Below are 17364 nucleotides of genomic sequence, written 5' to 3' on the forward strand. Positions count from 1 at the left end.
ATGCAGGCGCCCGCAGAGTTGGCGCATGAGGCCGTTTCGATCGATGGCACCCGGTCCTTGGTCGCGTACCTCTATCAAGACGTTGCTGCCGTCACAGTCCCACGCGATCCGCAGTCGAGGGAGCGTCGGTTGTGCACCGAATGCAAGGACGACCGTCCGTACCATTGCTCGTGCTGCGTGCGCGATTTCACCTGGGAGCGGCCGCCCGTCCGCGGGGGCTCTACGTAGTCGACATCAACGTCGCGGTGGCGTAGGAGCGGGCGCAACTCCCCTTGAAGGCGAGCGAAGGCTGTTGTTACCGCTTCTTCGGACAGTGCACGGTTCGCCGCTCCGGCAGATTGCAGTGCGATCAACGCGGCTACGGCAGTTTCGCTCGCGGTGATGCGTGATCGCCTGTCATCAAGGTCGTTCGATCGTAGGGTTCCTAGGATCGACGACAGTGTCGCCTCATGAAGTTCCGTCAATTCTGCGATCGTGCGGGCACGCTCACTCGACGCCGCACGCGACTCCGCGAGATAATCGGGGCTGGCCTGCACGACCTGTTGCCGAATCGAGGTTGCGACAATCCCGAAGATCGCGGCGATCTCGGCAAGAGTCACCCCGTCTGGTGGGGAAAGTTTCGGGACGAGAACCAGTAACGTGTCGACCTGGTCACGCACCGCCAGGATTCGACGACTGGTGCCGGCGAGTTCGGCAGTGCCGTCGAAGACACCACCGAACGCCAACGTCTGCTTGATGACGTCCAGTTCGTCGATAGTCACCCGTCCGACAATCTCCGGCGTGCCAGCGACCTTGCGGGGACGACCAGCGCATTCGCGAGTAAAAATTATCAGTGCGTGATGCGGGCACAGCCGGGACAGGTAGCGGGAGAACCGGGTCGCGATATCCGGCAGGGACCCGGACATCACCTTCCGCATCTCCGTCCAGGCCTCAATCTGTGGCCCGGCTCCACCCTCAGCGATTATCACCCCGACATAATAATTCCAATGCCGGTGAAATAGATACTAGCCAAACGATCAACCCGAACTAGCCGAACGGGGAGGTGCCAGACGTCCATGGGGCGTGAAACGAAGTGCGGCGCACCAAGATCACCTCACACATGAAGGCTCTTCTCTGCCCGACCCAGCCTAGTGAGGCGCACGCACCCGCCTGAACGGCACGTCGCGATCACGATATCGGCGAGCCTCGCCCATGAACGGCACCCTCGACCGAAATGCCGCCGCGGCAGACTTGCCGGCCGAGGCGAGCCGAGCCGAGTCGAGTCCACCACAGTTCGGCTGTCGTTATGCACGAGCACTACCCCACACGGCTGCGAATGCGATTCACCTCAGAGCCCGATACGCCGCAACCCCAGCCACACGATCTCGTGATGCGGTCATTATCACAACTCACAACTTCATTACCGATGTATAATTTCCACTGATAGTGAAAATTTAGGAGGGTGATTGCGTGACGAAAACTCAAACGACTGCTCCATCTGTCGCAGCTGCAACCGGGACGGGCACCGCCCTCTTCGGCATCGTCCTCATCGCCGTCAATATGCGCACCTCCACCGCAGGAGTCGGCCCCACCCTTCCGAGCATCATCAACGAACTGAACTGGTCCGCTGCGTTGTCTTCGGGTCTCGTCGTCATCCCGCTGTTGTGCTACGCAGTACTCTCGCCGCTGGCACCTGCCATTTCCCGAGTCTTCGGGATCAACCGGACAGTGCTGATGAGCCTGGCGGTAGTAGCGGCCGGGATCGCGCTCCGCTCCCTTCCAGGACCTATCTGGATCTGGGTAGGAACGGGCTTGCTGGGCGCCGGCATCGGCGTGCTGAATGTGGTGGCGCCCGCCCTTATCAAGCGAGACTTCGCTAACCGCGTCGGCCCCGTTACTGCGACGTACTCCGCGGTCCAGGGCGGTGCGGCGGCACTCGCCACCGCAGCCGTAGCCGTAATCATCGGCATCAGCAGCGACCTCTGGCGGCTCGCGCTGGCGTCCTCCGTCCTTTTTGCGATCGGAGGGTGCATCTTCTGGGGCTCCGCGTCTTTGGCACCGAACACGTCCCACCGAGGAAACCACTAGCAGCGCAGCGCCGCACCGGAGCCCGACGCCGGCCGTGGCGTCGCCCACTGGCCTGGCACCTTGCAGTCTTCATGAGCATGCAAGCGACGGTGTTCTATGTGCTGATCACGTGGCTCCCCACGATCGAGCAGGAGCACGGCATCACCGCGCTTCATGCGAGCCTGCATCAGTCATACCTTCAGGGCGCAAGCCTGATCGCGACGGTGTTCGGTGCCAGCCTGCTTCTACGCGGTCCAGGCCAACGAGCGATTGTCGTCGTTGCCACCGCCGTCATGGCTATCGGCATCATCGGAATACTCACGCTGCCGACTCTCGCCGCGGTGTGGGCGGCTCTTGTCGGCGCAGGCGGGGGCTTGACCCTTGTCACCGCGCTGACGCTGTTCAGCCTGCGCACGACGCATCCCGCCGAAACAGCAGCTGTATCAGCGATGGCACAAGCCGTCGGATATCTCGTTGCTGCCGCGGGACCGGTCTTGCTCGGTCTATTACGGGACATGACCGACAGTTGGGGTCCGGTACTGATGATCTTGCTCGGCCTCTTGATAATTCAGGCGATATCCGGCCTCCGGGCTGCAAAACCCGGGCACGTCTGGGACTGACACCAGCAGACGTTGTCCCGGTACGGACACAGAGCAAATCCCCGGCGCCTCCTCACCGAGGTCACCTGTTCAGATCCGGATGAGCTCGGATCAGCCATTCTTGCGTGACCGCCGCAGGGAACCTTGGCCGCCGCGCGACTCTTCGTGCAGTACGGCAGTAAACTATCCACAAGGAGTCGGTCATCATGTCTACAAAGGTGTTTCCCGAACGTCAGACGTTCCGCAAGATCCGCGTCGCCGGTGTCCAGGCCGAGTCGGTGTTCCTCAATCTGGACGCGACGACGAAGAAGTCGATCGAGTTGATCGAGCAGGCCGGCGCCCGCGGCGCCGATCTGATCGGCTTCCCCGAGGCCTACATCCCGACCTTCCCGAACTGGTACGAGACGATCGGTGAGGGCCCGAAGGCACGCGGGTTCGACAAGGAACTGTTCAAGCACTCGGTCGAGGTCGACGGTGAGCACATGCACGCGATCGCCGAGGCGTGCGGGCGCGCGAACGTCAACGCCGTCGTCGGAATCAACGAACGCTACAACGGCACCACCGGAACGATGTGGAACACCCAGGTCCACATCACCCGGGACGGCAAGATCGCCGGCAAACACCAGAAGTACGTGCCCACCACCGGTGAACGGTTCGTGCACCGCCCCGGCACCACCGGGTTCGTCAACGCGTTCAAGACTGACTTCGGTGCCGTCTCCGGCCTGATCTGCGGGGAGAACTCCAACCCGCTCGGCCAGTACGCAGCCGCACTGTCCTACCCGGTCGTGCACGTCGCCTCGTGGCCGTACTACTTCCACCCCTACTTCCCGATGCACCACGCGATCACCACCGCCGGCGCGGGCTGCGCCTACACCCTCAAGTCGTTCGTGGTGGCCGCGGTCTCACGAATCCCCGAGGGCTACATCGAGGCCGTCGCCGAGACCGACGAGCAGCGTCAGTTCCTCACCGAGCAGCGGGCACTGAAGAAGGGCGCCCTGGTCTTCGACCCCTGCGGAAACGTGATCGCCGACGGCTCCGGATCCGACGACGAACTGCTCTTCGCCGACATCGACCTCGAAGACGTCATCGTCCCCAAACTCATCCTCGACTTCGCCGGCCACTACAACCGCCCCGAAATCTTCTCCCCCCTCTTCAAACAGCAGCCCGACTGAATTTCGGCCCTGCCACGTGCGATCCCTGCCCAATGAGCAACAACGCGGTCATAGACGGGAAATGTTCAGCCAGACCGCCTTCGCAGGACTGTCACCCGTGTTCTTCATAAGGTGCCGAACCTGCGTCGAATACTGAACGGCATCGCCAGGCGCCAACGGGAACTCTCGCCCATCGATTTCCACGGAGATACTCCCAGACAAGTTGATGCCGTACTCCACACCATGATGAGTGGTGGGGGCGCTGGCACTCGCGGTACCGGGTTCGAAGTCGTACACGTAGAACTCGAGCCGCATGTCTGGATCCGTGATCGCAAGGGTTCGACAGGCACCACCGCTGGTGAGATCACGACGTTGATCTTCGTGTTTCACTACTGGATCGCCGGGGCCCGCGGCCTGGAACAGCGCCGTAATACTCACATCGAGTGCCTGCGCGATCGAATGAATGGTCGCGACGCTCACTCCTGTTTGCCCGCGCTCGACAGTCGAGATCATCGAGGCACTCAGCCCCGTCGCCGCCGCGAGATCTTGAAGTGTCAGATTGTGGAGCCTGCGGTAGTGACGGACCCGCTGTCCTACGCTGAGGAGCACCTCATCGAGCGAATCGTCCGCTGCGCCCGGCTCCACAGCTGGATCATCCATGATCGGCTCCAAATCGGTGGCCATATGCCTCTCCGCTCCTCGTGACGCCCCGGATGGAGCAGGTGTCGACTGTCGCTATCAAGTATTGCACTGCAGGTGCAGGAATGACGGTGCGAGTGCAAAAGGGGACCTGTTGTGCCGATGATTACTCAAGCGTCAGGAGCCGGAACGAGATGGCCGAATGGCGAGCGATGGTGGATCCTGACGTGAATGCTCCGGTTGCACGCACTCGTCGAGCCCTACCCACTCGGAAATCCCATCGGCGAACCGCTGACGCTTCCAGATCGGCACCTCGCACTTGATGCGTTCGACCAGGTCCGCACACGCTTCGAAGGCCTCGGCCCGGTGCGGCGCGGCAACAGCAGCCACCAGAGCGAGCTCACCGACACCGAGCGCGCCCACTCGGTGCACCACTGCCACCGGAAATCCGTGCACTGCGGACACACGCTCGCAGCACCGCCGAAGGTACGTTTCCGCGTCGGGATGTGCTTGATACTCGAGCAAGTCGACGTCTCGGCCGCCGTCGTGGTTGCGCACGACACCGCTGAACAGTACGACGGCCCCGGCCTCGGGACCGGACACCGCGGCGGCCACGGCACCGGAGTCGAGCGGCTCGACAGAGATCCGTGCCAGCAATGTACCCATCAGTCTCTCCTTCACATGGCGACAGCAGTGGTGGAGAACTGGTTGCGCACCACTTGCCAGCCTTTCCGTGACACTCGGGTTGTGAACCGAGCATCTCAATCACGGGCGTCCAACAGATGATCCTCCTCTGCCCCCGGAGAGCGACATGCGCAGGATGCAGGCCACGTCATCGGGGCCACAGCAGTCTCATCTGATGCGCACCGACACCAACTGCCGCTCATTCCACCTTCTTTCGACATCAATCGCACTCGATCCACGCTCGCGGCCGGGTCGACTGCCTTAACCATGTCATGCAGCGTCAGCCCTGCGACTGCGACTGCGGTGAGAGCCTCCATCTCAACGCCCGTAGGGCCCTTAGTCTTTGCCGTCGCCTCGATCTCTACAGTGCGGTCGGTGAACGCGAACTCGATCTTCACCGTAGACAGGGCAAGTTGATGACATAGGGGGATCAGTTCCCAGGTGCGCTTGGCCGCGGTGATGCCTGCGATGCGCGCCGTGGAGAGCACGTCGGCTTTCGGCATCTTTTCAGCACGTACCAGAGCGACCACCTCGGCGGTGGTCCGCAGCTCGGCGGCGGCCCGTGCACTGCGATAGGTGTTTGCCTTGTCGGAGACGTCGACCATGCGTGCCCGGCCATTCGTGTCGACGTGACTCAGGGCGGGGAAGTCCGCTGCGAGCGGAACGTTGCGGAGTGGGTTCACAGCTGGAGGTGCTTTCACGAGTGATTTGAACGGAAATTGTGTCAGCGGCCGGTGCTCTCCGACGAGATCCTTTTGAAGGCTTCGACCGCGGAACGGTATCACTCGCGTGATCAGCAACGCGGACAATCACTCGTACGTCACGCACAGCGCCTACTCCTCAGACCTTCGCGATCCCACTGCCATATGATGGTTCGGGCACTGTGTTGCGAACACCCGTAGCGGCAGACGACTAACCGCTGTCCGCGAACGCCATCCGCCGCTGTCAGCGGTGCGGCTACCTGCCCGCTCCTTGCGGTGACGACGCATCCTGGGCACTGACGAACCAATGGAGGACATCGGCTATGACCGCGGTGAATGTCGGAATCCCAGGGGTACGATCCGAGGCTGCCACGGGTATCTCGGACCGCCCCGACACTCCGGACCTGCTGGACAGGTTCGGGCGTATCGCGCGTGACCTCCGTGTGTCGATCACCGAGAAATGCTCACTACGCTGCACCTATTGCATGCCAGAAGAGGGTCTGCCTCCGATCCCGCGCGAGCAACTTCTCACCGCCGCGGAGATAGTTCGCCTCGTCGCCATTGCGGTACACCGACTCGGGATCCGGGAGGTCCGATTCACCGGTGGCGAACCGCTAATGCGCCGCGACCTCGAGGACATCATTGCTGGTTGTTCTCACGCAGCGCCGGGAATACCGCTGGCAATGACAACCAACGCGGTAGGACTCGCCCATCGTGCCCAGGCACTCGCAGATGCTGGCTTGACTCGGATCAATATCTCGCTCGATTCAGTCAGTCGCGAGCAGTTCGCTCAGCTGACCAGGCGCGACCAACTCGCTTCGGTCCTAGACGGGATTCGTGCGGCCAAGGCGGCCGGGCTCACACCTGTGAAGGTCAACGCCGTACTGATGCCGCAGACCCTCGACGGAGCAGCGGATCTTTTGGCATGGTGCCTCGACGAAGGCGTCGAGCTGCGTTTCATCGAGCAAATGCCGCTCGATGCCGACCACGAATGGGCTCGATCTCGTATGGTCTCAGCAGAGCAATTGCTCACCGTGCTTTCGGCTCGGTTCAGGCTGACCGAGACCGATCGCGAGGACCAGTCCGCGCCTGCCGAACGGTGGGCGGTCAACGATGGACCGGCAACTGTCGGAATCATCGCGTCTGTGACGCGATCGTTCTGTTCGGACTGCGATCGCACGCGCTTGACCTCGGAAGGCACCGTGCGCGCGTGTCTGTTCAGTGATCAAGAAACAGATCTGCGTACGGCTATCCGCGGTGGCGCGAACGACGAGGAACTCGTGGCGTTATGGCGTGGAACGATGTGGAACAAGTGGGCGGGACACCGAATAACGAAGGCGGACTTCACCCCGCCGCAACGCAGCATGGGAGCCATCGGTGGATAACAGTTCGTCGGGGATCGAGGTTCGGTACTTCGCCGCAGCGATGGATGCGGCTGGAATAGCAATCGAGACCGTCGATCTCCCCCACTCTGCGACCCTGAGTGTACTCAAGGCCCTATTGGTCGATCGGCACGGCGCTGCGATGGCCCGTGTGCTGTCGGTGGCTGCCTTCATTGTCGACTCCGAACTCACCCGAGACCTAGACAGAGCAGTCGGCCCCAGAATCGACGTGTTGCCCCCATTCGCCGGCGGCTGACACCAGGGAGCGGAATACTCACAGCGACATCAGCTTCCAATTCTGTGCCCGGTGATGGCTATGGTGGCCCGTGGCCTTCGTTTGCGATCTATTCTCGTCGCCGCCTCACAGCGTGGGCAGCCCAGTCACAGGACGCTCGCGTAGTTGGGTGCGCTGTCACCGAAGGAGGTGGCCGCGCACAGTCTTGGCTGCAAATTTCCTCACTTTGCGCACTGGCCGATCGATTAGTGCGGACTGCCCGGCGGAGGAGGTGACCTTGTGCCCCCCGCCGGGCAGCCTTACTTAGGCGCTACCGCAATAATCGAGGAGGATCATGACCGTCACCGTCGAGGAGACCCGCACACGGTTCAATGATGGACGCCGCATTGTGCTCGACGAGAACGAGCGACTGCTCAATTCCGTTGACTCCGTGCAGTGGGACCGAACCGGAGAGTTGATCACGTCCGCACGTTCGGTGTTCGTCATCGGGAACGGCCGAAGTGGACTCGCCATTCAGATGGCTGCGATGCGTTTGATGCATCTTGGCCTGCGGGTTCATGTCGCCGGCGAGGTCACCGCCCCTGCCGTCGGATCCGGCGACGTCCTGATCGCCGTGTCGGGGTCCGGGACCACCGCGTCGGTGATCGGGGCCGCCGATACCGCCAGGAAGGTCGGCGCCTCCGTCGTCGCGGTTACCACCGCCGCCGAGTCGCCGCTCGCGCAGCGGGCCGACGAAATCCTCGTGCTCCCGGCGGCCGACAAGCAGGACCACAGCGCCGCCATCACCGCGCAGTACGCGGGCAGCCTGTTCGAGCAGTCCGTGATCCTCGCCTTCGACGCCCTCTTCCAGGCGCTGTGGAGCAGCGAAGACCAGACCGCCGAACGGCTGTGGGAGCGCCACGCCAACATCGGCTGAGCATCCCTGATCCCAAACCCCCCAAGAAGATAACCAGGAGAAACACATGACGAAGCTGCAGGTTGCAGTCGATCTGCTCACCACCGCCGACGCGCTGGCGCTGACCAACAAGGTGGCCCCGTACGTCGACATCATCGAGCTGGGCACGCCGCTGATCAAGAGCGCCGGCCTCAGTGCCATCAGCGCGATCAAGGCGGCGCACCCGGACAAAGAGGTCTTCGCCGACCTCAAGACCGCCGACGCCGGCTTCCTCGAGGCCGACCTCGCCTTCTCCGCCGGTGCCGACCTGGTCACCGTCCTCGGCGCCGCCGGTGACGCCACCATCAAGGGTGCCGTCGAGGCCGGTCAGAAGCACGGCAAGAAGGTCGTCGCCGACCTGATCGGTGTCGAGAACCGTGTCGAGCGGGCCCGTGAGATCGCCAAGCTCGGTGTCGCGTTCGTCGAGATCCACGCCGGACTCGACGAGCAGGCCCAGCCCGGCTACTCGATCCAGACCCTGCTCGACGACGGCAAGATCGCCGGTGTCCCGTTCTCGGTCGCCGGTGGCGTGAAGGTCGACACCATCAAGGCCGTGCGTGATGCAGGTGCGGACGTCGCCGTCGCCGGTGGCGCCATCTACAGCGCCGCCGACCCTGCCGCTGCAGCGAAGGCCCTCAAGGACGCACTCGCCAAGTAGGCGATTGGTAAAGGCCCTGGACAGTCTCCCCTGTCCAGGGCCTTCTTGCGCGATGGCACCATTCGTGAGCGGAGTCGAGGCCGGCCAGGGCCATGTCGTCGTCAAGACAAGGGGGTTCGGCCGTTGCCCTCCCGGCCGAACCCCCTTCGTGATGCGTGAACTACAGCGACCGCCACGTCCTTTGCGACTCGGTGAGGATCCGGTCCGCAGATGCCGGTCCTGCCGATCCTGCCGGGTATACATCCGGGCGACCGTTGTCGGCCCAGTACTGCAGCAACGGATCGATGACGCGCCAGGAGTATTCGACTTCCTCACGCCGGGGAAAGAGAGTGGCGTCCCCGCGAAATACATCACAGATCAGCCGCTCGTACGCTTCGGGGGCTTGGTCGAACACAGAGCGGAAGTCCATGCCTAGGCTGACCGGTTGGATGTCCATGCCCCCACCGGGGCGCTTGGCGCCGATGTGCAATTCGATCCCATCATCAGGTTGCACTCGAAAAACGAGAACGTTGGAGACCGCAGTGGTACGGACGGCAGCAGAACCATGCGACGGCGGCGCAAAGGTGACAGCAATCTCAGTGGCTTTCCGTGCCAAACGTTTTCCGGTGCGGATGTAGAACGGCACCCCCGCCCACCGGCGGGTGCCGATACCGACGGTCAAGGCAGCAAAGGTCTCAGTCGTCGACTCGAGCGGAAACCCTGCCTCCCCGGTCAGCCCGACGACAGGGTGACCGTTCGCCATCCCGGGGCCGTACTGTCCGCGAGCTGAGGTCTGCGCCAGTGGACCGAGGAGTTCGGCAGCGGAAAGAATTTTGATCTTCTCCGCGGCGATACTATCGGCGTCAAACGCCACCGGTTCTTCCATCGCGACCAACGCCAAGAGTTGCAGCAAGTGGTTTTGGATGACGTCTCTCGCGGCCCCAACTCCGTCGTAGTAGCCGGCGCGGCCGGCCACACCGACAGTCTCGGCCATGGTGATCTGCACGTGGTCGATGTGCCGGTTGTTCCACAGCGGTTCGAACATCCCGTTCGCGAATCGCAAAGCAAGGATGTTCTGAACCGTCTCTTTCCCCAGGTAATGGTCGATCCGGTAGATCGATGACGGTGGAAACACTTGTTCCAGGACCTGCCCAAGCTCGCGGGAACTGGACAGATCGTGGCCGAATGGCTTCTCCACCACTACCCGCCGCCATCCGCGTTGAGGTCGGTTCAGTCCGATCTCGGCGAGCTGATTGCAGACCGTGGCGAAGGCCGAGGGTGGAACCGAAAGATAGAACACGTAGTTACCGACTTTGCCGCGACGATGGTCGAGGTCAACGAGCACCGCGGCTAACCGTGCGAAGGCATCGAGGTCATCGAAACTTCCCTCCACCAACGACAAACGTGCAATCAACCCTTCCCAAATCACCGGGTCGAACGGGGTCCGGGCATGCTCGATTACCGATTCGCGCAATCGAATTTTGATGTTCGTGGCATCCCGCGCGAATCCGACAAGGTCGAAGTCCGGGGGTAGCTGGCCACAGTACGCAAGATCGTAGATCGCGGGGATCAACTTTTTGCGGGACAGATCACCGGTGATACCGAAAATGACAAGCGACGCGGGTTCTACAACCCTCCCCGCCTCACCCACCAGCACCGACCCGCCGGCCCGGCTGCTATTCGCGCCGACCAGTGGGGACATCTCCTGCACATCAGACACGGTCACTTTGCTGCACTCCGTTTTTCGCGTCGCTCCTGTCGCATTCAGACAATGCGTCAGATACCAGTGTCAAAGGGACTCGGCGGTAATGCACTTGGTCAGCCGGCTAGTAGCAGCTCTCCACCCGGTCAGGTGAAGTCGACGCCTTCCCGCAGTAGACATAGACCAGAAAAGAAGATCGGTGTCGAGAGTGGAACGGTGACGATGAAGCTGGGATTGGTCGGACTCGGTCGTATGGGATCGAATATGCGTGAGCGGCTACGGGACCGAGGGCACGATGCGGTGGGCTATGACCCGAATCCTGAGGTCAGCGACGTGGCCAGCCTGGAGGCACTGGTCGAGGTATTGCCCGCTCCCCGTGCGGTATGGGTGATGGTCCCCGCCGGTCAGCCGACCAGAGAGGTGATCGGGCAGCTCTCCCACCTTCTCTCGCCTGGAGATCTCGTCGTGGACGGCGGGAACTCTCGGTTCACCGACGACCACGTTCATGCAGCTCTGCTCGCCGAGCACGGCATCCACTACGTCGACTGCGGCGTCTCCGGTGGTGTCTGGGGACGACAGAACGGGTATGCCCTCATGGCCGGTGGCGACGAGACCGACATCACTCGCCTACTTCCAGTCTTCGATGCACTGCGGCCGGACGGTGAGCGGGCTGACTCATTCGTGCATGCCGGTGGGGTCGGTGCCGGGCACTACGCGAAGATGGTGCACAACGGCATCGAGTACGGACTTATGCAGGCGTACGCAGAAGGCTACGAACTGCTCGCCGCCGAGGAGTCGATCCAGGATGTGCCCGCCGTGCTGCGGGCTTGGTCGCAGGGGACGGTCGTCCGCTCCTGGTTGCTCGACCTGCTGGTCCAGGCGCTGTCCGAGGATCCTGCCTTGTCTTCAATTTCTGGTTACACCGAGGATTCCGGTGAGGGCCGATGGACCGTCGAGGAAGCGATTGCACACGCCGTGCCGGCCCCAGTGATCTCTGCCGCACTGTTCGCGCGATTCGCCTCCCGCCAGGACGACTCACCGGCGATGAAGGCGGTCTCCGCGCTGCGTCAGCAATTCGGCGGGCACGCCATTCGCCGCGCCGCACCGGCCGGGATCGCGTGAGTGATGACCACATCCGTCCACTCGGACATCACTACACGACTGGAGTGGCTGAATCTCCAAGCTCACTTCCCTGACGTTGCGACAGGGCACCTGCGGGGATACTTCGATGGCGATCCGGCGCGTGGCGGTGACCTGACCGTCACTGCCGGGGACCTGTTCATCGACTACAGTCTCAACCGCATCGATCGACGTACCCTGCGGTTGTTGACCGAGCTGGCCAGCGCGGTTGGCATCGAGGAGTACCGCGACCGCATGCTGGACGGGGCGCCCGTCAACACCACCGAGAACCGGGCGGTACTGCACACTGCCCTTCGTCTACCCCCCGAGATGGAACTTCTGGTGGACGGGCGCAGTGTCGTCCCCGACGTCCACCGGGTGCTTGGACGGATGGGCGATTTCACCGATCGGCTACGCAACGGCCAGTGGCGTGGCGCAACCGGGCAGCGGATCACGACGGTTGTCAATATAGGAATCGGTGGCTCAGACCTGGGACCGCGGATGGCATGTCAAGCACTGCGGAACTTCACCCACCCCGATATTCGCGTGAAGTTCGTATCCAATGTCGATCCAGCAGATCTACTAGGCACACTCGACGGCATCGACCCAGCGACGACTCTCTTCATCGTCGCGTCGAAAACCTTCACCACCATCGAGACACTTACCAACGCCACCGCAGCACGATCCTGGATCACGGCTCAACTCGGTGACCAGGCAGTTCCCCAGCACTTCGTCGCCGTGTCCACCAATGCGGTCGAAGTAGCCAAGTTCGGAATCGACCCGACCAACATGTTCGAATTCTGGGACTGGGTCGGTGGACGGTACTCCATCAGCTCGGCTATCGGGCTGCCGGTCATGGTCGCGATTGGGCGCGAGGCATTCGGTGAGTTCCTCTCGGGCATGCACACAATCGACCGGCACTTCGCCGAGGCGCCACTAGAAGCAAATGCCCCCGTTATACTCGGGCTACTCGGCTTCTGGTATTCAAACTTTTTCGGAGCCGAAACACGAGCGGTGTTGCCCTACGCGAATGATCTCGCTCGATTCCCTGCATACCTTCAGCAACTTGCCATGGAATCCAACGGCAAAGCCGTGCAGACCAATGGAGAACCGGTCGATACCAGCACCAGCGCTATCTGGTGGGGGGAACCCGGAACCAACGGCCAACATGCCTTCTACCAGTTGCTCCACCAGGGCACCCGGCTGGTACCGACCGACTTCATCGGATTCGCCGAACCCGCCGAGGACCTCCTGACTATCGACGGCGACGGCAGCATGCACGACATTCTTATCAGCAACTTACTTGCTCAACGCAGGGTTCTTGCCTTCGGACGCACATCCGACGAGATCACAGCTCACGGCGTCCCCACAGACTTGGTGCCACACAAGGTCATGCCAGGGAACCGGCCCTCGACCACCATCCTGGCGCCGAAACTCACGCCCAACACACTCGGGCAGATGATCGCCCTGTACGAGCACCAGGTATTTACCGAAGGAGCACTGACCAACATAAATTCGTTCGACCAATGGGGGGTCGAACTCGGCAAGGAGCAGGCCTTGCAACTGCACAGCGTCGTCAGCGGTCGCACAAGTGCGGCAGGGCTGGACAGCTCCACGGCTTCGATTGTCGAGTGGTACCAGTCAACCCGGCCGGACAAGAGTTAGAACCCTCACAGGTTGTTCACCCCTTTTTTATGGGTCGGCTCTCCTCTCCAAAGTTTCACTGTCATGAATCCATCCTGAAAGGTCACCACATGAAGTTCCTTGTCACCGGCACGTTCGTTCCGGAAGCAGATCACGAGACGCATATGGATGCCGAAAGAAGGCGCGTACGCGAACTGAAAGAGCAGGGCGTTCTGGAGCAGGCATTTCGCCGGGCCGATCGAACGGGCGCCTACTTGATCGTCGACGCTCCCAGCATTACCGACGTTGAAAAGGCGATCGCCACACTTCCATTCGTCGAGACAGGAATCATGGAGGCGGACATCGAAGAAATCGAGTCCTTGGACTTCATCTGGGCATCCTGAGCCAGGACAAAATAGACGAGCGATTGCCCGGCCTGGCTCCTGGGCCTCGCCGCACCGAGCACCCAGCTCGTGCGGCGGGGCCGAGGCTCAGCGCTGATTCGTTGTCGCCCCTGCACGCCACATTGTAGGCGATTCCACACAGCCGTCCTTTCGGTGGATCTCGATGGCGGACCATTATCATCCTCAGGTGTCAGAGGTTCGAATCTCTGCTCGCGTCGGATGAGCGTAACCTGCAATTCGTGTTCGAGATTGTGGATGGCCTCGGACAGCTCCGGCTGGGACACGTAGCGGGCGCTCGCGGCGCGGGCGAAGTGACGTTTCGCGAGCGAACACGACGAAGTATTTCGCACTGGCGGAACAGCATTCCCTATTCGATCATGCCCCGCACCGACGCGAGTCCCCGATGGTCGATCACGCAGCCGCCGCCGGCAGCCTGACCGTTTCCGTGCCCGTGTCCGTGTCCTGTGTGCGCACAGCACCACGTCCTACCGACGAGTGCAACGAATGTCCTCTGGCACATCACAAGCTACAACTCCCGCGGAGGTTGCGGCAGCTTCGTCGGCCGTCAACAGTCACAGGCCCCGGTGTCCTTGCGCGTGGATCCTTACCAGGTATGCACCGAGAACAGCCACCAGGGAGGTCATGACCGCCACGACGAAGGAGGAATCATTTTGTGCGACACCGATGACAACCCCGCATACGCAAGCGATCGCGATATAGAACGTGAATGCTCGCAGATGCGCTGTGAATCGGCCTTTATCCCTCGCTGACAAGACTCCACCATCTGCTACTGAGTTGACAGAAAATACTTTGCGTCCAACCCGGGTTTCGACCCGTAGCGCCGCGAGTAGACCATGCGTTCACACCAACGCATGGTATCTAATCCTTAGATTCGGCGTGATCATTCCAGCGTAAACACGGGCAACCGCGGCCTTAAAGAGGGCGAACCAATCTCCATCGGCGAAGCGAACGGTCCGGTGAGGATGGGCCCGCCACTACAGACGGTGCAGGCGATTCCGACGGCCATGGTCGGTTTCGCAAGGCCGAGCTTTCTCAGCCCCTTCCTGACCGGGATCGCCGCCGCATCACTCGTCATCGCTGCAGTGGCAATTCCATGATTAGTATCACCCCGCCGCGCGATCTTGAGCTCCAGCCCGAACTCACCTCACTATCCTGGGAACGCACATCCTTCGGACTCCTCGCCAACGCGGCGATCATCCTTCTCAGACCCCAAGAACCCTTGGCACTCAACAGCATCGCGCCGGCCTGCATCGCATCGCAGCAGCAGTGACCATCGCCACGCTCGGACGGCGCCCGCAGCCGCCACACAGGCGCCGCGCCAACGGAAATCACCATCACACTGTTTTGCTCACTGGGATCTCCGTGGCCGTCCTTATCACGGTCCGGGGCAGCGTATAGAGCGAGTTGGGCTCGAACCTGCTGTTTCCTCCGCCCGCAACTCGACGGACGGTGATCCGTCCGCTGTCCGGCCTGGTGTGCGGAGACCACCAGCGTTCGCATGGAACGGATGCATCTGCGAGTTGGACGTGTGCGACCTCGGACAGCGGCGGCCGGGTGACCGCCGCGCAGATATGGCTCGTCTTCAGCGCATCCCGACACCTCTAGGACGCCTTTTGCCCTCTGCGGGTGGATTACCGGGCTGGTGGGAGTTCGTCTCCGTGTCGGCGAGTTCGACCACCACGACGCGGGCCTACGGGGATTCGGCTCGACGATGAGCACGTCTGCCCAGTCGGAATATGCCAGCAGGAGGGCAGCGCGGGAGTGCGGCCACCGATGCGCGCGGGACACTAGTTACCTTCGGCGACCTCCACCACGGCGCCGAGGTCTTGCTGCCTCAGATGCCACGCTTGCCGGTAGCGGCGCGGACCAGACCGTCCAGCCATGCTTGATGGCCGTTGAGCATCGGGTTTGGGATCTGTTTCGCTAGCGCCGCGGCGGGCTGACCAATCTGCGTCTCCTGCGTCAGGATCCGCACTCGACCGCCGGGCAGGTCCTCGACGAGCCACGCGTGCAGCACATCGAGTTGCTGCTCAGGTGTGTCGTCCTGCTTGGCCGTCCAGGACAGTCGGCCGGGGACACCATCGCCGGGCGACTGGAACTCGACAACTCGGGCGTCCAGGGGTGGGAAACCGAAGGTGCCGAATCGGAAAGGGAGATCGTGCCGTAGGTCGGGGCCGCCGCCGTTCGGGAAGCATATGTCGGCGACGTTGTCGTAGTACGACTCCCAGGTGGAGGTGTCGGTCAGGTAGCGCCAGATTTGGGCGGCGGTCAGGCTCTGGACGATCACCTCGTTGGAGACGAAGTTGTCGCCGGTGCCCGGCATGTACTTCTCGGGCCAGTTGATCGCATTTTGTACGGTCATGGGATCCCTTCCTTCTTCAATGGATGCGTCTACCAGGGGAAGTCACTTGGTGACGTCCTGACTGTAGGCCGGTCTGCCATCGGGATACCAATAACTTGGCGGATTTCTGATATCAGAATTCCGATATGAATGCTCGCCTATGCTGGACGCCATGGACAGCCACCCCCTCGACACCGTTGTGATGTCGGCGAGCGGCGGCAAACAGCTCCCGCCGCGCACGGACCTGAACTTGCTGCGCACCTTCCTCGCCGTCTACCGCTCCGGCTCGTTCACGGCGGCGGCGCCGCGGCTCGGGTTGTCCCAGCCGACCGTGACTGCGCAGATCCGCACCCTCGAGCAGCAGACTGGCCGCGAGTTGTTCACCCGGCTGCCGCGCGGTGTCGATCCCACACCGCGCGGGCACGAGTTGGCCGCGCAGGTTGCGGGCCCGCTCGACGCGCTGGCTGTCCTGGACGAGACCGGGACGCCGACCGCACCCGTGCACCTGGCTGGCCCGTCGGAGCTGCTGTGCGTCCGCGTCCTGCCCGCCCTCGCGCCGCTCATCTCCGACGGACTGCAACTGCGCGTCGCGCAGGGGCTGTCCGAGCCGCTCCTCGAGGAACTGCGCGCCGGCCACCACGACCTGATCATTACCACCCGGCGTCCACGCGGTCGCGCACTGGACTCCGTCCCCCTCGCCGACGAGGAGTACGTACTGGTCGCCGCGGCCACCTGGGCCCAACATATCTCGGAGCGGGGCGAGGCGGCCGACCCGTGTGCCGCCCTGCGCGACATCCCGCTGGTCGCCTACGCCGAAGATCTGCCCATCGCCCGCCGCTACTGGCGCACCATTTTCGGCAAACAGCTCACCGCACGCGCCGCCCTCACCGTGCCCAACCTCTACGCAGTCCTCTCGGCGGTCAACGCGGGCGCCGGATACAGCGTGCTGCCTCGCTCGCTATGCCAGGAATATCTGGACACAGGTCGCTTGGTACTGCTCCAATCACCAGAGGAGCCGCCGCTCAACACCCTGTTCCTCGTCCAGCGCCCCGGCGCCGACACCAACCCCGATGTCCTCCGCGTTCGCGACCACCTTCGGCACGTGGCCCGCTCCTGGTAGCCGCGACCGCATCCGTCAAAGAGAGC

15 protein-coding genes and 3 pseudogenes are annotated in these 17364 nt (G+C 62.6%); 11 read left to right on the forward strand and 7 right to left on the reverse strand.

Translation table 11 applies throughout. The features are described from left to right. Positions 1–917, reverse strand: a pseudogene (locus BLV94_RS46075) (helix-turn-helix transcriptional regulator); the annotation flags it as partial. Positions 918–1449: 532 nt separating this feature from the next. On the opposite strand from BLV94_RS46075, the gene BLV94_RS48160 reads away from it, so the two are divergent. The 3 genes from BLV94_RS48160 (at position 1450) to BLV94_RS46085 (ending at position 3817) form a co-directional block, all read left to right on the forward strand. Continuing rightward, positions 1450–2067 (forward strand): MFS transporter, encoded by a 618-nt coding sequence (locus tag BLV94_RS48160; RefSeq protein ID WP_083395980.1) that lies wholly within the window; start codon positions 1450–1452, stop codon positions 2065–2067. Further along, positions 2007–2666: an MFS transporter gene (locus BLV94_RS48165; protein ID WP_167372256.1), complete on the forward strand. Its 660-nt coding sequence runs from the start codon at positions 2007–2009 to the stop codon at positions 2664–2666. Before BLV94_RS48160 ends, BLV94_RS48165 begins: the two co-directional genes overlap by 61 nt. A gap of 185 nt (positions 2667–2851) precedes the next feature. Then, entirely contained in the window at positions 2852–3817 is a 966-nt protein-coding gene (locus tag BLV94_RS46085) for a nitrilase-related carbon-nitrogen hydrolase (protein WP_072949717.1), read from the forward strand. Positions 3818–3865: 48 nt separating this feature from the next. On the opposite strand, the gene BLV94_RS46090 is transcribed toward BLV94_RS46085, so the two are convergent. The 3 genes and pseudogenes from BLV94_RS46090 to moaC all read right to left on the reverse strand — a co-directional run. Continuing rightward, on the reverse strand, positions 3866–4480 hold the full coding sequence (locus BLV94_RS46090; RefSeq protein ID WP_072949720.1) for a helix-turn-helix domain-containing protein: 615 nt from the start codon (positions 4478–4480) through the stop codon (positions 3866–3868). 132 nt (positions 4481–4612) lie between these two features. Continuing rightward, complete coding sequence (locus BLV94_RS46095) at positions 4613–5101, reverse strand: molybdenum cofactor biosynthesis protein MoaE (protein ID WP_072949722.1); 489 nt, start codon at positions 5099–5101, stop codon at positions 4613–4615. Positions 5102–5301: 200 nt separating this feature from the next. Next, positions 5302–5724 (reverse strand): annotated as a pseudogene (moaC, locus tag BLV94_RS46100) (cyclic pyranopterin monophosphate synthase MoaC); the annotation flags it as partial. A gap of 419 nt (positions 5725–6143) precedes the next feature. Here moaC and moaA point away from each other — a divergent pair. The 4 genes from moaA to hxlA all read left to right on the forward strand — a co-directional run bounded on the left by moaA (position 6144) and on the right by hxlA (position 9029). Next, on the forward strand, positions 6144–7205 hold the full coding sequence (gene moaA, locus BLV94_RS46105; RefSeq protein ID WP_072949724.1) for a GTP 3',8-cyclase MoaA: 1062 nt from the start codon (positions 6144–6146) through the stop codon (positions 7203–7205). 40 nt (positions 7206–7245) lie between these two features. After that, positions 7246–7458, forward strand: a complete 213-nt coding sequence (locus tag BLV94_RS46110; protein WP_072949727.1) for a MoaD/ThiS family protein — start codon at positions 7246–7248, stop codon at positions 7456–7458. Between the two features lie 313 nt (positions 7459–7771). Continuing rightward, on the forward strand, positions 7772–8353 hold the full coding sequence (gene hxlB / locus BLV94_RS46115; RefSeq protein ID WP_072949729.1) for a 6-phospho-3-hexuloisomerase: 582 nt from the start codon (positions 7772–7774) through the stop codon (positions 8351–8353). Between the two features lie 46 nt (positions 8354–8399). Further along, the gene (gene hxlA, locus BLV94_RS46120) at positions 8400–9029 is read left to right on the forward strand and encodes a 3-hexulose-6-phosphate synthase (RefSeq protein WP_072949731.1); all 630 of its coding nucleotides are present in this window, start codon (positions 8400–8402) and stop codon (positions 9027–9029) included. Positions 9030–9189: 160 nt separating this feature from the next. Here the strand turns inward: hxlA and zwf are convergent, their stop codons facing one another. Then, positions 9190–10710: a glucose-6-phosphate dehydrogenase gene (gene zwf / locus BLV94_RS46125; protein ID WP_083395990.1), complete on the reverse strand. Its 1521-nt coding sequence runs from the start codon at positions 10708–10710 to the stop codon at positions 9190–9192. Between the two features lie 222 nt (positions 10711–10932). On the opposite strand from zwf, the gene gnd reads away from it, so the two are divergent. The 3 genes from gnd to BLV94_RS51325 all read left to right on the forward strand — a co-directional run bounded on the left by gnd (position 10933) and on the right by BLV94_RS51325 (position 13856). Continuing rightward, positions 10933–11832: a phosphogluconate dehydrogenase (NAD(+)-dependent, decarboxylating) gene (gnd, locus tag BLV94_RS46130; protein ID WP_072949733.1), complete on the forward strand. Its 900-nt coding sequence runs from the start codon at positions 10933–10935 to the stop codon at positions 11830–11832. A 3-nt stretch (positions 11833–11835) separates the two neighbouring features. Further along, the gene (gene pgi, locus BLV94_RS46135) at positions 11836–13494 is read left to right on the forward strand and encodes a glucose-6-phosphate isomerase (RefSeq protein ID WP_072949753.1); all 1659 of its coding nucleotides are present in this window, start codon (positions 11836–11838) and stop codon (positions 13492–13494) included. Between the two features lie 89 nt (positions 13495–13583). Then, positions 13584–13856 carry a YciI family protein gene (locus tag BLV94_RS51325; RefSeq protein WP_072949735.1) on the forward strand — a complete coding sequence of 91 codons (273 nt, stop codon included), beginning with the start codon at positions 13584–13586 and terminating at the stop codon, positions 13854–13856. Positions 13857–14032: 176 nt separating this feature from the next. Here the strand turns inward: BLV94_RS51325 and BLV94_RS51330 are convergent. Then, positions 14033–14189 (reverse strand): annotated as a pseudogene (locus BLV94_RS51330) (LysR family transcriptional regulator); the annotation flags it as partial. Between the two features lie 1522 nt (positions 14190–15711). Then, positions 15712–16239 (reverse strand): SRPBCC family protein, encoded by a 528-nt coding sequence (locus BLV94_RS46150; RefSeq protein WP_072949739.1) that lies wholly within the window; start codon positions 16237–16239, stop codon positions 15712–15714. A 151-nt stretch (positions 16240–16390) separates the two neighbouring features. Here BLV94_RS46150 and BLV94_RS46155 point away from each other — a divergent pair, with 151 nt between their 5' ends. Continuing rightward, entirely contained in the window at positions 16391–17338 is a 948-nt protein-coding gene (locus tag BLV94_RS46155; RefSeq protein ID WP_083395991.1) for a LysR family transcriptional regulator, read from the forward strand. Positions 17339–17364 lie beyond the last annotated feature (26 nt).

It is taken from the genome of Rhodococcus koreensis (assembly GCF_900105905.1).
Classification (GTDB): Bacteria; Actinomycetota; Actinomycetes; order Mycobacteriales; family Mycobacteriaceae; genus Rhodococcus_F; species Rhodococcus_F koreensis.

Excerpts from the sequence above, each read along its gene's own strand:
- BLV94_RS46085 (WP_072949717.1), top strand. The coding sequence starts at position 2,852 with ATGTCTACAAAGGTGTTTCCCGAACGTCAGACGTTCCGCAAGATCCGC.
- BLV94_RS46090 (WP_072949720.1), bottom strand. The coding sequence starts at position 4,480 with ATGGCCACCGATTTGGAGCCGATCATGGATGATCCAGCTGTGGAGCCG.
- BLV94_RS46095 (WP_072949722.1), bottom strand. The coding sequence starts at position 5,101 with ATGGGTACATTGCTGGCACGGATCTCTGTCGAGCCGCTCGACTCCGGT.
- moaA (WP_072949724.1), top strand. The coding sequence starts at position 6,144 with ATGACCGCGGTGAATGTCGGAATCCCAGGGGTACGATCCGAGGCTGCC.
- BLV94_RS46110 (WP_072949727.1), top strand. The coding sequence starts at position 7,246 with ATGGATGCGGCTGGAATAGCAATCGAGACCGTCGATCTCCCCCACTCT.
- hxlB (WP_072949729.1), top strand. The coding sequence starts at position 7,772 with ATGACCGTCACCGTCGAGGAGACCCGCACACGGTTCAATGATGGACGC.
- hxlA (WP_072949731.1), top strand. The coding sequence starts at position 8,400 with ATGACGAAGCTGCAGGTTGCAGTCGATCTGCTCACCACCGCCGACGCG.
- zwf (WP_083395990.1), bottom strand. The coding sequence starts at position 10,710 with ATGTCCCCACTGGTCGGCGCGAATAGCAGCCGGGCCGGCGGGTCGGTG.
- gnd (WP_072949733.1), top strand. The coding sequence starts at position 10,933 with ATGAAGCTGGGATTGGTCGGACTCGGTCGTATGGGATCGAATATGCGT.
- pgi (WP_072949753.1), top strand. The coding sequence starts at position 11,836 with ATGACCACATCCGTCCACTCGGACATCACTACACGACTGGAGTGGCTG.
- BLV94_RS51325 (WP_072949735.1), top strand. The coding sequence starts at position 13,584 with ATGAAGTTCCTTGTCACCGGCACGTTCGTTCCGGAAGCAGATCACGAG.
- BLV94_RS46150 (WP_072949739.1), bottom strand. The coding sequence starts at position 16,239 with ATGACCGTACAAAATGCGATCAACTGGCCCGAGAAGTACATGCCGGGC.
- BLV94_RS46155 (WP_083395991.1), top strand. The coding sequence starts at position 16,391 with ATGGACAGCCACCCCCTCGACACCGTTGTGATGTCGGCGAGCGGCGGC.